Source organism: Paraburkholderia adhaesiva, assembly GCF_021390575.1.
Taxonomy (GTDB): domain Bacteria; phylum Pseudomonadota; class Gammaproteobacteria; order Burkholderiales; family Burkholderiaceae; genus Paraburkholderia; species Paraburkholderia adhaesiva.
Genome location: NZ_JAJEJQ010000001.1, coordinates 3,243,142 through 3,255,287, shown reverse-complemented (window position 1 = coordinate 3,255,287; position 12,146 = coordinate 3,243,142). Strand labels below are relative to the sequence as shown.

Genomic DNA, 12,146 nt, shown 5'->3' with positions numbered 1-12,146 from the left:
TTGGTGAACTGGTGTTAGCGCCGACGGGCGTTGCTGCGTTCGATGTCGCGTCTGGCGATTCGAGTCGTGAGATGCGCTCGCAGCGAAGTGCGGCGCAGCGCGCGATGGCACGTTGTGGCACGTGACGGCGTGTGTCGCGCATAGCCAGGAGTGCCAGGAGCCGGCCACAACCCCGAACCAGAAGGCTACCCGCGCCGAGGTCGGCACACTCGAACCGGCCCGGCCGCATACGTGCTCGACCCTGCCTTGCGATGCGCTTTCACAGGGTTTTACTCTAGATATTTTCTCCGTGCCCATCCGATAACCCAGAGAAGGCTGTCGCGCCGTGGCGCGACGGACCTGTTCGTCGATGCACGGCTGGTTTTGCGCCCACGTAGGGCAGTCGCCGGCCATGCGTGCAAGCTGCCTGAACGGGCGTCCTCGCGAAAAGGGTGCCGGGCATGTCGGTTACGTCCTGGAAAGCGCATGAACAGACTGAGTTTCACTCAAAAACTCTGGTTGCCGCTGGTGATCAGCCTGATCGCTTTGCTGCTGGTGTCGGTATCGGCAGCCTGGCTCACGCGCGCGACGCGCATCGAGGAGCGCAAGCACGACCTCGTCAACATTGCTCACGTCGGCCTCGCAATCGTTAGCGAGTATGCGGCGCTCGCCCAAAGCGGCGCATTGACCGACGAGCAGGCGCGCAAGGAAGCGCTGGCGCGGCTGCGCGGCATACGCTACGGCGAAGACGGCTATTTTCTGGTCATCGATTCGAAGCCGCGCATGATCATGCATCCGATCAAGCCCGCACTCGAGGGCAAGGACCTCGCCGGCACAGCCGATGCCGATGGCCGGCATCACTACGTGACATTCGCGTCCGCCGCGCAGGCGCCTGATGGCGGATTCGTCGATTACGTGTTTCCGCATTCGAACGTCGCATCGGCGAAGGCGGTGGGCAAGATCGGCTACGTGGTTCGCTATCCCGCGTGGGACTGGATCATCGCAACCGGTGCCTACGTCGACGATATCGACGCGGCGTTCTTCGACTCGCTCTACCTGGTGGGCGCTGTATTCGTGGCGTTGGCGCTCGCGCTGGGCACGCTCGTGACGTTCATCAACCGGAGCATCCAGCGCACGATCGGCGGGGACCCGCGCTACGCGGCGCAGGTCGCGGACGCCATCGCATCGGGCAATCTTGCCGTCGCGATCGACCTGCATGGCAACGATTCATCGAGCCTCGTTCACGTGATTCAGCGCATGCGCGACGCGCTGACGGGCACCATTCGCCAGATCAAGGATGCCGCCGACAACGTGGCGAACGGGGCGCAAGAGATCGCGCATGGCAATCTGGATCTGTCGGCGCGCACTGAAAATCAGGCGGCTTCGCTGGAAGAGACGGCGGCGAGCATGGAGGAGATGACGTCGATGGTGCGTCAGACCGCCGAGAACGCGAGGAGCGCGACGGAGCTGGCGGTGAGCGCGACCGAGGTGGTCGAGCGTGGCGGCAAGACTGCGGCGCAGGCGGTTTCGACGATGCGCGAGATTTCAGCCGAGTCGCACAAGATGGTGGAGATCATCGGGGTCATCGAAGGGATCGCGTTCCAGACCAACATTCTCGCGCTCAACGCTGCTGTGGAAGCTGCGCGCGCCGGCGACGAGGGGCGCGGCTTCGCGGTGGTGGCGGGCGAAGTCCGATCGTTGGCTCAACGCAGCGGCAACGCCGCGAAGGAAATTCGCGAGCTGATCAGCCGCGCGGTGGAACGTGTTGGCAGCGGTGCCGGGCTCGTCGAACGCACGGGTGGCTCGTTCGATGAAGCGCGTAACGAGATCGCGCGCGTCGCGCAGATCGTTCAGGAAATCGCCGCTGCTGCGGCAGAGCAGAGCTCGGGAATCGAACAGGTCAATCACGCCGTCACGCAGATGGATGCCATTACGCAGCAGAACGCTGCGCTCGTCGAAGAGGCGACGGCGGCGGCACAGTCGCTCACCGAGCAGGCGAAGCGCCTGCAGTCGGCGATGGGCGCGTTTCGGGTTGGCGCTGTGGGATGACGCGGGGGCGGGCTCTCGCTGCACTCAGGCGAGTTAGACCGTCGCGTTCTACATGTGCCCGCCATCAGGCGGGCAATTTTCTTTCGGGCTCGCGTTTCGGCTTGGTGAACTGCCTGGCTCGTTTCGACGGCTTTATCTGTCCGGTCGGTTATCCGCGTCTATCGCGCGAATGATCGTGAGCAGCGTGCGATTGACCGGCGTCGGCACGCCATATCGCTCGCCCAGATCGACGACCTTTCCAGCGAAGATGTCGACCTCCGTTTCGCGATTGCCCTCGACGTCTTGAAGCATCGACGTCTTTCCGGCCGGGTCGAGTGAATCGATGATGGCGAGGAATCGGTCGATGTCGCTCTGGTCGAGGCCGACCCCGACGCACTGCGAGATCTCGACCACTTCCTGCGCGGCCGAAAGCATCAGCTCGCGCGCGTACCGGTTGGTCTGGAATGTGCCGTACGGCGCTCGCAGCACCGCCGATGCCTGATTGATCCCGACGTTGAGCATGAATTTGGCCCAATGTGCGCGCAGCATGTCGGCGGGTACATTCGACGGAATGTGAGCCTTATCGAACAACGTCTCGATGGATTTCACGCGTGCTGAAACGACCGCGTTGTTTTCTTCGCCGAAGACGATCCGGCCAATATCCCGCCAGGTGACCGCATTGCCGCTGCGCACGGCATCCATATAGACATTGGCGTAGATGACTCGCTCGCGGCCGAATTCGCGCGCGATGACCTCCTCACTCGCAATGCCGTTCATGAGCGAAATGATGGAGGTCCGTTCGCCCACGAAGCCGCGCATGTCGGCGAGCGCCTGTTCCAGGTGTCGCCATTTCACGGCGACGAAGATGACATCGGCAGGCTCGCCGGGGTGGTCCGGTCGGACGAACTCGAAATCGTAGGGGTTGCCATTCACAGTCGGCGGCGTCGCCCGGAACCGTGCGATGCGAGCGTCGTTGGCGATGATGCGGACGAGGGACGGATCCGCGTCGTGGATCCTTGCCGCATATTTCAGACCGATGGCCCCAAGGCCGATGAAGTGAACGCGTTTGATTTCCATGGGCCGTTACTTTACCCGCTATCTCTTGCGGGGCATCAGGAGCCCAATCACCACCGGCGCTGCGGATAGCGGTTCAGGCGCTCGGGCCGCCCGGCTTGCCAACCGCGCTGATTTCGCCGTCGCGCGCCTGATTGTTGCGATCGGAGCGAATGCAGTGCGATGGGGCGCGGACTTTATCGTCATGCCGAGAGGCGATTAGCGGCCAGAATCTGTCGCAGTTTGCGGATTTGAACGGTGCGAGCCGGCGTCATCATGGCGCGAACTCTGGATCGGCGGATTCATTCTCGTGGATCGCTTTACGCACGCGATGAATGTGAGCACGCCACTCGATGTGTGCGAGGCGCGCGATCCGAAGGGACTCTACAAGCAGCCACGCAGGGGTGACATACCGAACATGACTGGAATTAACCGTCCGTATGAGGCGCCGCTCGCGCCGGCGTCGAGGGTAGGCGACGGGGAGTCGGTCGACGAGCAGGTGGTGCGCGTGCTGCGGTTGATGGGAGCGCGACAGTGAGCGACCTGTCACCTGTGGACGCGGAGAGGCTCTATCGGCAGGTTCGCGACCAACACCCCGATGTCCCCGAAGCCCACAACAATCACGGCGTGATGCTCCTACGCGTGGCCCGTCTGCAGGAGGCAGAGGACGCGTTTCGTCAGGCGCTCGCATTGCGCCCCGACTATCTCGAGACCTGCTACAACCTCGCGCTCGTGTTGCAGGCTGCCGATCGTCCACGGGACGCCGAAGCAGCATATCGCCATGCGTTGACGATTCAACCCGGCCATGCCGAGTCGCATCACAATCTCGGCAACGTACTGAAGACACTCGGGCGTTTGCAGGAGGCGGAGGTGGCGTATCGGCGGGCGATCGAAATTCGTCCGCAATATCCGCTTGCGCTGAACAATCTCGCGAGCGTATTGAAGCTGCGCGAGCGTTATATCGAGGCCGAACTCGCGTGTCGCTGCGCGCTCGAATTGCAGCCGCGCTACGCTGATGCGCTCATCACGCACGGCACGATTCTGGAAAAACTGGGGCGTTTGCCCGAAGCCGAAACGGCCTATCGCCAGGCAATTGCCATTCGTCCGGATCTCGTCGAGAGCCATTACAACCTCGGGAACGTATTGCAGACGCTGGGTCGTCTCGATACGGCAGAGGCGAGTTATCGCGAGGCACTCGCACTTCGTCCGGACAGCATCGAAGTTCTGAATAATCTTGGCGGTCTGCTACAGGCTCGCGGGCTGCCTGAACAGGCGGCCGCGCTCTATCGTCAGGCGCTGGCGCTGCGCCCCGGGCTAAGCGTTGCTCACTACAACCTCGGGACGGTGCTCAAGAGTCTGGATTGCTTCGCCGAAGCCGAAGCCGAGTATCGTGCCGCGCTTGCGATTGATCCGGCGTATGCCGATGCGCGTTTCGGGCTGGCGACGTTATTGCTGAGTTTTGGGCGGTATGAAGAAGCGTGGGCGGAATACGAGTCGCGTTACGAACCGGAGCGTTTCGTTCATCGCAAGTCCGAGGTGGTGCTACAGCCCTGTCCACGTTGGCGCGGGGAGTCGTTGCAAGGCCGTTCGCTGCTGGTGTGGCAGGAGGACGGGCTCGGCGATATGGTGCAGTTCGGCCGTTATCTGACGCGTTTGAAGTCGCTCGGGGTTTCGTGCTTGACGGTCGCGTGTTTGCCGCCGCTGCATCGGTTGTTGCGTTCGGTTGAGGGCGTCGATGAGGTCGTCGATCACGCCGATGCTCAGGCGCGTGCGGGAACGTTCGACTGCTGGACCAGCCTGATGAGCGTGCCGCTGCGTCTGGGTATGGTCGATCATGTGCAGGACGAGGCGCTTTCGCCAGCGGTGTATCTGAAGCCCGATCCCGTCCTGGTCGAGCGGTGGCGTGCGCGTCTCGATGTGCTGCCGCCCGGGCTGCGCGTTGGTCTTGTGTGGAAGGGCAATCCGAAGCATCACAACGATGCGAATCGGTCGTTGCCGTCGCTCGCCGCGCTTGAACCTTTGTGGCAGGTGCCTGGGGTTCAGTTCGTAAGTTTGCAGAAAGGGCAGGGCGAGGATGAAGCCGCAACGCCGCCCGAGGGGCAGTCGCTGCTGCATTTAGGTTCGGAGATTGTCGATCTGGCCGATAGCGTCGCGATTGTCGCGCTGCTTGATCTAGTGATTTGCGTTGATACGGCAATTGCTCACGTGGCCGGATCGGTCGGCACGCCGTGCTGGGTGCTGCTGCCCGCCCAGGATATCGACTGGAGGTGGATGCATGGGCGCGAGGATTCGCCGTGGTATCCGGGGGTGAGGTTGTTCAGACGCAGCACGAGTAGCCTCTGGCCGGAATTGGTCCAGCGGGTGCGGCGAGCATGCGAGGGCTGGGCAGCGTTAGCGTGAGCGCAGATATGCCGGGCGGAAAGTGTTTGCGCACGATTTTCGCGGGTGACCATGACATGCGTACACAGCCTGTCAAGAACGCCTGAATTGCAAGCACTGCGCGAAGGATCCCCCCGCTCGGCGCCGAATTCAAAATAGCGCCGAAACCCCAGTCTGCTTGCCGGATTGAATGGCACCGCCCGCCGCTAACCTTCCAACATCGCCAAGACCGCGCCGCGTTGCGCCGGCCGACTCGCCTTCCCCTGGGCGCGAACGCCGCAAGGCGCCGCCTACTCCCACGGAAGGACCGCTTCAATGCCAACTGTCAGCATCCTGATCCCGACGCGCAGAGCCGACTATCCTGGCCGCGCACTGATCAGCGCGCAACGCCAAATTTTCGGGGACTTTGAAATTCTCGCCGGCGACCACACGCGCGATGCCTTGCTGGCGCCGATCGTCGCGGTCGCAGGCGATTCGCGCGTGCGTTACTTCCGCTACGGTTTGCTCGACGCACGACGCAACGCGCAGGCGTTCCTCAACAAGGCTTGAACAAATCTCATCGTTATGAAAGCAGTCATCCTCGCAGGTGGATTGGGTACACGGATTTCCGAAGAAACCAATCTTCGCCCCAAGCCCATGATCGAGATCGGCGGCAAGCCGATGTTGTGGCACATCATGAAGGTCTACTCCAGCCACGGCATTCACGACTTTGTGATCTGCTGCGGCTACCGGGGTTACATGATCAAAGAGTATTTCGCCAACTACTTTTTGCATATGTCTGATGTCACTTTTGACATGGGCAACAACGCCATGCAAGTGCACCATCGCCATGCCGAACCCTGGCGAGTGACGCTGGTCGATACCGGCGAAGACACCATGACCGGCGGACGCCTCAAGCGAGTACGCGACTACGTACAGGACGGCGATTTTTGCTTTACCTATGGTGACGGTGTTGCTGACATCGACATCACCCAGGAAATTGCCTTTCACCAGCAACACGGCAAACTGGCGACCATCGCCGCCGTGCAGCCGCCGGGGCGATATGGGGCATTGGCAATGGAAGGCGAGTGCGTGGCTGGTTTTCGCGAAAAACCTCGCGGCGATGGCGGCCTCATTAACGGCGGCTTTTTTATCTTATCGCCGCGCAGCATCGACTACATTGAAAATGATGCCTCCAGTTGGGAAGGTGAGCCATTAACAAGGCTTGCCGCAGAAGGGGAGTTGATGGCGTTTGAACATCAAGGATTCTGGCAGCCGATGGACACGCTGAGAGAAAAAAACATGCTCGAAGATTTGTGGGCATCGGGCAAAGCGCCATGGAAAATATGGTCATGAATCAGTCTTTCTGGTCTGGCCGCCGCGTTTTTTTAACCGGACATACCGGCTTTAAAGGCGGCTGGCTGGCGTTGTGGCTAAGCGAAATGGGCGCAGAGGTTCATGGCTATGCGCTAGCCCCCGCCACCACACCAAGTTTTTACGAAGTGACCAAGCTGGCTGACCGCTTAGCCAGCAGCACGATTGCCGACATTCGTGATGCCCACGCTTTGCGCCTTGCGTTGCAGGCGGCATCGCCCGAAATTGTTTTGCATCTCGCCGCCCAGCCGCTCGTGCGCTATTCCTACGCAGAACCCGCTGAAACTTACGCAGTCAATGTGATGGGCGTGGTGAATCTCTTTGAGGCCGTGCGTCAAACGCCCACAGTTCGTGCGGTGCTGAATATCACCACCGACAAATGCTATGAGAATCGGGAGAAAAACGAACCCTACGCAGAGGACGAAACACTAGGCGGATACGACCCATATTCAAGCAGCAAAGCCTGTTCGGAACTCGTGACATCCGCTTATCGCCGCTCTTTTTTTGCGGCGCAAAGTGTCGCAGTAGCTAGCGCTCGCGCTGGCAATGTCATCGGCGGTGGCGACTGGTCGCTCGATCGTCTTGTGCCAGATTTTTTGCGCGCCATCGATGCCGGTCAGCCGCTTGTCGTTCGTTACCCTCACGCAGTTCGCCCGTGGCAGCATGTGCTCGAACCCTTATCGGGTTATCTGCAACTGGCGGAAAAGCTCTATACCGAAAACAACGCGTATGCCGAGGCCTGGAATTTTGGTTCGGAAGACGCTGATGCTCGCCCGGTTGAATGGATTGCAGATCGCCTCTGTGCACTCATTCCCGGCGCTAACTGGCACCAGGAAAAAGCGCCGCAACAGCACGAGGCCGGGATTCTCAAACTGAATAGCAACAAAGCCAAACAACGCCTGAATTGGCATCCGCGCTGGACGCTTGATGAAGCGTTGGTGCATACCGTTGACTGGCATTTGGCCTGGCGCGAGGGGCGGGATATGCAAGTATTTTCGCTGATGCAAATAGACCAATATGCGGCGGTTCTGCAGAAAACGCAGGAGTGGTAGTGGATATATTCGATCTAAAGATTCATGGGGTGAAAAAAATTGTGCTTGCCCCGCGCCGTGATTCTCGTGGTTATTTCATGAGGGCCTATGACTCAGGCGTATTTGAACAAGCGGGCCTGCACAAAAACTGGGTTCAAGAAAACCAGTCCGGCACACTCAAGAAAGACACCGTTCGCGGCCTGCATTTCCAGAAAGCACCCTTCACCGAAACCAAGCTGGTTCGAGTGCTGGTTGGCGCCTTGCTTGATGTGTTCGTCGACTGCCGCCCCAATTCCCCCACGTTTGGAATGCACGACAAAATTGTCTTGAATGGCGACGAGCCTGCTTGGCTTTTTCTTCCCAAAGGAATCGCACATGGCTTTTGCTCCCTGTCGGATGGCGCGGTTTTGAGTTACAAGGTAGATGAACCCTATTCAGCGGAGCACGATTCAGGAATTTTCTGGAATGATCCTGAATTGAAAATAGGCTGGCCGACCACAGTGCCAGCCGAGATTTCCGACAAAGACAGGAATCTCCCCACATTTTCCCAGCAGCGGGATATTTTCAATAAGTTTGATTTTTAATAGAGGGAAGTGACATGGATCCTATTCAACAATTCAAGGACGAGCGAGCCGATGATATTAAGCGCATGGCGGATGACGAGCGCCTAAAAAGGATGTCACTCGACTGGATGATCGCTTCCGATAAATATAAATACTCATACAACTACACATGGCTTGGCCGTCCAATCATCAAGTACCCAAGCGACATCGTGGCCACTCAAGAGATTATTTGGGCAGTCAAACCAGATTTAATTATCGAAACCGGCATCGCGCATGGCGGAAGCCTGATGTTGTCGGCATCTATGCTTGAGATGAATGGCGGCGATGGCCTGGTGCTGGGCATTGACATCGACATTCGCGAGCACAATCGTAAAGAAATTCTTAATCATCCGATGGCAAAACGCATCCAGATGATTGAGGGCTCGTCCGTATCCGCCGAGACGATGGCGCAGGTGCGAGAGATTGCCCGTGGGCGTAAGCGCGTGATGGTATTTCTCGATTCGCTGCACAGCCACGCTCACGTCGCGGCTGAACTTGAGCTTTACGCGCCCTTAGTCAGTATCGGTTCATACCTTGTGCTGCCCGATACCTTTATTGAGTATTTCCCGAAGGGCTATTACTCCGCGAACCGCCCTTGGGATGTTGGCGATAACCCAATGACGGCTATGCGAGATTTCATGAAGGGCAATAACGAATTTGAGATAGATCGACAGCTCTGTGACAAGTTGATGATTACAGAGGCGTTTGATGGCTATTTGAGGCGCGTCCGGTAATCTGCTATGCGTATCTTGTTGACCGGCGCATCGGGATTAATTGGCTCTGCTGTCTATGCCAGTCTCAAAACACACGAGTGTTTTCGGTTAGGGCGAGATTTATCCAAAGCCGATTGCCTTTGCGATCTATCAGACCTGGCGAACTGCCAAATCTTCCCAGCCTGTGATGCGCTGGTGCATTGCGCTGGCGTTGTTGACGAAGATTTTGCCGACGGTGCCATCAGCAATTTGACGAAAATCCTTGCTGGCGCCGAGGGGCTTGCCCAACGCGCCAAAAAAGCGGGTGCCAAGATTGCCATTTATGTTTCCAGCTCCCACGTCTATGGAAAACAAGAAGGCACGATAGATGAAAGTCGGCCACCTAATCCATTGTCCTACTACGCAATAGCGCACTTCTGCACGGAGCAGATTTTCAGAAAAGTATTTTCGGACGAAGATTGCCAAGTGGTCGTTCTGCGCCCCAATGCCGTATACGGGGCATTGCCGGACTTTCGCCGTTTTCGGCGATGGAGCTTGATTCCTTTCTCGTTTCCTCTTGAGGCTTATATGCGTGGTCAAATCACGCTCCGTAGCAGCGGTGAACAAAGGCGCAACTTCGTGAGCAGCCGCTCTATCGCAGAGACGATTTGCCGCATACTGGACACCCCCTCCAAGATGCCAGCCATCATCAATGTGTTGGGGAACATAACCGAATCCGTCTACCAATACGCCGAGCGTTCGGCTGACAGTCTTTTTAGAATAAGCGGACGGCATTGCGCAGTTGTGCGTCCTTCGGTCGATTCGCCAACAAATAAGCCGAAGCCCCTTTGCTATGCCAGTAAGTTCTCGCAGGTTCAGGAAACCATCAGCCCGGATGAGCACCTCGATCAACTCATGCTTCAATTTACACAAGACTCTGGCTGGCTGATGGAGCGGCACAAGGAGAACTTTTAACATGCGTGAATATTCATACAACCAGGATGGCTTATCCACTAACCACAATACAGGGTGGATGAGCGACCCGCGTTTCGCCACGGCTTATGCGGCGGGCGAAGCAACAGGTTCTTGGAGCGGTGCGGCTATTCATTGGCGTGTGCACGTTGCGTGCTGGTTTGCGGAACGCGCGATGCAGCGCGAAGGTGACTTGATCGAGTGCGGTGTTAATCGTGGCGGTATCGCCCGCTCCATTCTTTCGTATTGCTCGGAGCAAATTGGCGCAAAGCGCTTTTACCTGCTCGACACTTATGAAGGGATTCCGAATTCGGTCTTGTCCGAACGTGAGCGCGCGCATTTTCAGCCGTTAAAAAATTATTACAGCGAATGCTATCAGGCAGTTGTTCAGACATTCAACGCGTTTCCCAATGTTTATCCGATACGCGGTCTTGTTCCAGACACCTTTAGACAGGTTGAATCAAAAAAATTCTGCTTTGTTCATATCGACATGAACAACGTAAAGTCTGAAATGGCTGCCGCCGAGTACCTTTGGCCGCTGATGGTTGATGGCGGGGTCATGCTACTTGATGATTATGGATGGGAGGTGTGCAGGGATCAGCGTGATGCTTTTGATGCGTTTGCTGCAAAGCGCGGATTGTCCGTGCTGAGCCTGCCCACCGGACAAGGCGTGTTGATGAAGGCGGAGGCCACGAGCAGCAACATCAGTGTTCCGCATAATGGTCTGGCGATTCATCCAACCGCCTATGTCAGTGAAAATGCGGTGATCCAGCCTTCGGTAAAGGGCTCGTTGTTTACCATCGGCGCGCAAACGCAAATCTATGACTTCGTCGTCATCAAGGCCGTTGGTGGCTCGGGCGACGTAAAAATCGGGGAGCATTGCTACATCAATGCCCATTGCACGCTTTTCTCGGGCAACGGCATTTCGCTCGGCAATTACGTGTTGATCGCCCCGGGCTGCGTTATCGCGCCGACTAATCACGCTTATTTGTCCCGGCAGGAGGTCATGCGGCATCAAGGATTCATGCCCAGCAAAGGGGGCGTGGTGATTGAGGATGATGTGTGGATTGGCGCTAACTCGACTATTCTTGATGGCACGCATATCGGACAAGGTGCCATCATTGCGGCGGGCAGCGTGGTCAGGGGTGAGGTAGGCGCGTTCGAGATATGGGGAGGGGTGCCTGCGCGTTTGATTGGTCAGCGGCCAAAAGATGTGGAATTGGACGTGAAATTGACTGACCAGGAGAAAAAGCAACCATTGGTGACGGTGCTGATTCCCACCTTTAACCGCGCGGAGATGCTGAAAGCCGCCGTAGGCTCGGTATTGGGGCAAACCTTCGCGGATTGGCAACTAATTGTTTCGGACAACGCCTCTACCGACCATACCCGCGAAGTCATGACTGAATTGATCGCGCAGGATAGCCGCATTCAGTATTTTCGCCATAAAGAAAACATCGGGATGCTGGGCAACTGGGAATCGCTCATCAAGCGCATTGACACAAAATACTTTGTGGTCTTGAGTGACGACGACCAGTTGCTCCCTGAGTTTTTCGCAACAATACTCCCTCATCTTGAGAACGACCCCGAATTGGGCATGTGTTTTGGCACGACCTATATTTTGGATGCCGTTGGCAGACATATGGCTAACGCACCTGCAGTGATGAAACCGGGGCGTTACAGTGCGGGAGAAGGGGCGGTGGAAATGACGTATCGGCAGCATCCCGCCTCAAACGGCGCATTAACGCGAACCGCTGCGTTTCTTGACGTTGGCGGGTTCGACGTGCAGGCGCATTATGTGGCAGATCTGGATTTCATGCTGCGCGTCGCTGCGTTTTGTCCTGTGATGTATGTCGATAATTATGTTGCTTGCCATATTCAACATGGGAACAATGCATTCGAAAATGCTAATGCCTGGTTTCCAGGATTAACGGTGTTGCTTGAAAAGTTGCAGTCCATGAGAGGTTTATCCAGGCGGCACCTAGAGGGCATTACCAACAATCTTCTGGCGCAAGCAGGCCGCCGCTGACCCATAAAAATCATGCGTATCTTTTGCCTTT

General features: G+C 57.5%; 11 protein-coding genes. 10 read left to right on the top strand and 1 reads right to left on the bottom strand.

What is annotated here, in order from left to right; all coding sequences use genetic code 11:
• Positions 1-465: 465 nt before the first annotated feature.
• The gene (locus L0U80_RS14825) at positions 466-2,028 is read left to right on the top strand and encodes a methyl-accepting chemotaxis protein (protein ID WP_233865338.1); all 1,563 of its coding nucleotides are present in this window, start codon (positions 466-468) and stop codon (positions 2,026-2,028) included.
• A gap of 132 nt (positions 2,029-2,160) precedes the next feature.
• On the opposite strand, the gene L0U80_RS14820 is transcribed toward L0U80_RS14825, so the two are convergent.
• Positions 2,161-3,084: a ketopantoate reductase family protein gene (locus L0U80_RS14820; RefSeq protein WP_233865337.1), complete on the bottom strand. Its 924-nt coding sequence runs from the start codon at positions 3,082-3,084 to the stop codon at positions 2,161-2,163.
• A 286-nt stretch (positions 3,085-3,370) separates the two neighbouring features.
• Between L0U80_RS14820 and L0U80_RS31510 the strand changes: the two genes are divergently transcribed.
• The 9 genes from L0U80_RS31510 to L0U80_RS14775 all read left to right on the top strand — a co-directional run bounded on the left by L0U80_RS31510 (position 3,371) and on the right by L0U80_RS14775 (position 12,115).
• The gene (locus tag L0U80_RS31510) at positions 3,371-3,598 is read left to right on the top strand and encodes an adenylyl-sulfate kinase (protein ID WP_308444857.1); all 228 of its coding nucleotides are present in this window, start codon (positions 3,371-3,373) and stop codon (positions 3,596-3,598) included.
• Complete coding sequence (locus L0U80_RS14810; RefSeq protein WP_233865336.1) at positions 3,595-5,460, top strand: tetratricopeptide repeat protein; 1,866 nt, start codon at positions 3,595-3,597, stop codon at positions 5,458-5,460. The genes L0U80_RS31510 and L0U80_RS14810 overlap by 4 nt, the downstream gene beginning before the upstream one ends.
• Positions 5,461-5,754: 294 nt before the next feature.
• Positions 5,755-5,988: a glycosyltransferase family protein gene (locus tag L0U80_RS14805; protein ID WP_233865335.1), complete on the top strand. Its 234-nt coding sequence runs from the start codon at positions 5,755-5,757 to the stop codon at positions 5,986-5,988.
• A 15-nt stretch (positions 5,989-6,003) separates the two neighbouring features.
• On the top strand, positions 6,004-6,774 hold the full coding sequence (gene rfbF, locus L0U80_RS14800; protein WP_233865334.1) for a glucose-1-phosphate cytidylyltransferase: 771 nt from the start codon (positions 6,004-6,006) through the stop codon (positions 6,772-6,774).
• Positions 6,771-7,844 carry a CDP-glucose 4,6-dehydratase gene (gene rfbG, locus L0U80_RS14795; RefSeq protein ID WP_233865333.1) on the top strand — a complete coding sequence of 358 codons (1,074 nt, stop codon included), beginning with the start codon at positions 6,771-6,773 and terminating at the stop codon, positions 7,842-7,844. The genes rfbF and rfbG overlap by 4 nt, the downstream gene beginning before the upstream one ends.
• Positions 7,844-8,407 (top strand): dTDP-4-dehydrorhamnose 3,5-epimerase, encoded by a 564-nt coding sequence (gene rfbC, locus L0U80_RS14790; RefSeq protein ID WP_233865330.1) that lies wholly within the window; start codon positions 7,844-7,846, stop codon positions 8,405-8,407. The genes rfbG and rfbC overlap by 1 nt, the downstream gene beginning before the upstream one ends.
• Positions 8,408-8,421: 14 nt before the next feature.
• Positions 8,422-9,159 (top strand): cephalosporin hydroxylase family protein, encoded by a 738-nt coding sequence (locus L0U80_RS14785; protein ID WP_233865321.1) that lies wholly within the window; start codon positions 8,422-8,424, stop codon positions 9,157-9,159.
• 6 nt (positions 9,160-9,165) lie between these two features.
• Positions 9,166-10,092 carry an NAD-dependent epimerase/dehydratase family protein gene (locus L0U80_RS14780; protein ID WP_233865319.1) on the top strand — a complete coding sequence of 309 codons (927 nt, stop codon included), beginning with the start codon at positions 9,166-9,168 and terminating at the stop codon, positions 10,090-10,092.
• A gap of 1 nt (position 10,093) precedes the next feature.
• A complete protein-coding gene (locus L0U80_RS14775) occupies positions 10,094-12,115 on the top strand; it encodes a glycosyltransferase (RefSeq protein ID WP_233865317.1) in 2,022 nt (673 codons plus the stop codon).
• Positions 12,116-12,146: the final 31 nt, after the last annotated feature.

Coding starts and splice junctions, on each gene's coding strand:
- L0U80_RS14820 (WP_233865337.1), bottom strand. CDS start 3,084: ATGGAAATCAAACGCGTTCACTTCATCGGCCTTGGGGCCATCGGTCTG.
- L0U80_RS14785 (WP_233865321.1), top strand. CDS start 8,422: ATGGATCCTATTCAACAATTCAAGGACGAGCGAGCCGATGATATTAAG.
- rfbF (WP_233865334.1), top strand. CDS start 6,004: ATGAAAGCAGTCATCCTCGCAGGTGGATTGGGTACACGGATTTCCGAA.
- L0U80_RS14780 (WP_233865319.1), top strand. CDS start 9,166: ATGCGTATCTTGTTGACCGGCGCATCGGGATTAATTGGCTCTGCTGTC.
- L0U80_RS14805 (WP_233865335.1), top strand. CDS start 5,755: ATGCCAACTGTCAGCATCCTGATCCCGACGCGCAGAGCCGACTATCCT.
- L0U80_RS14775 (WP_233865317.1), top strand. CDS start 10,094: ATGCGTGAATATTCATACAACCAGGATGGCTTATCCACTAACCACAAT.
- L0U80_RS14825 (WP_233865338.1), top strand. CDS start 466: ATGAACAGACTGAGTTTCACTCAAAAACTCTGGTTGCCGCTGGTGATC.
- rfbG (WP_233865333.1), top strand. CDS start 6,771: ATGAATCAGTCTTTCTGGTCTGGCCGCCGCGTTTTTTTAACCGGACAT.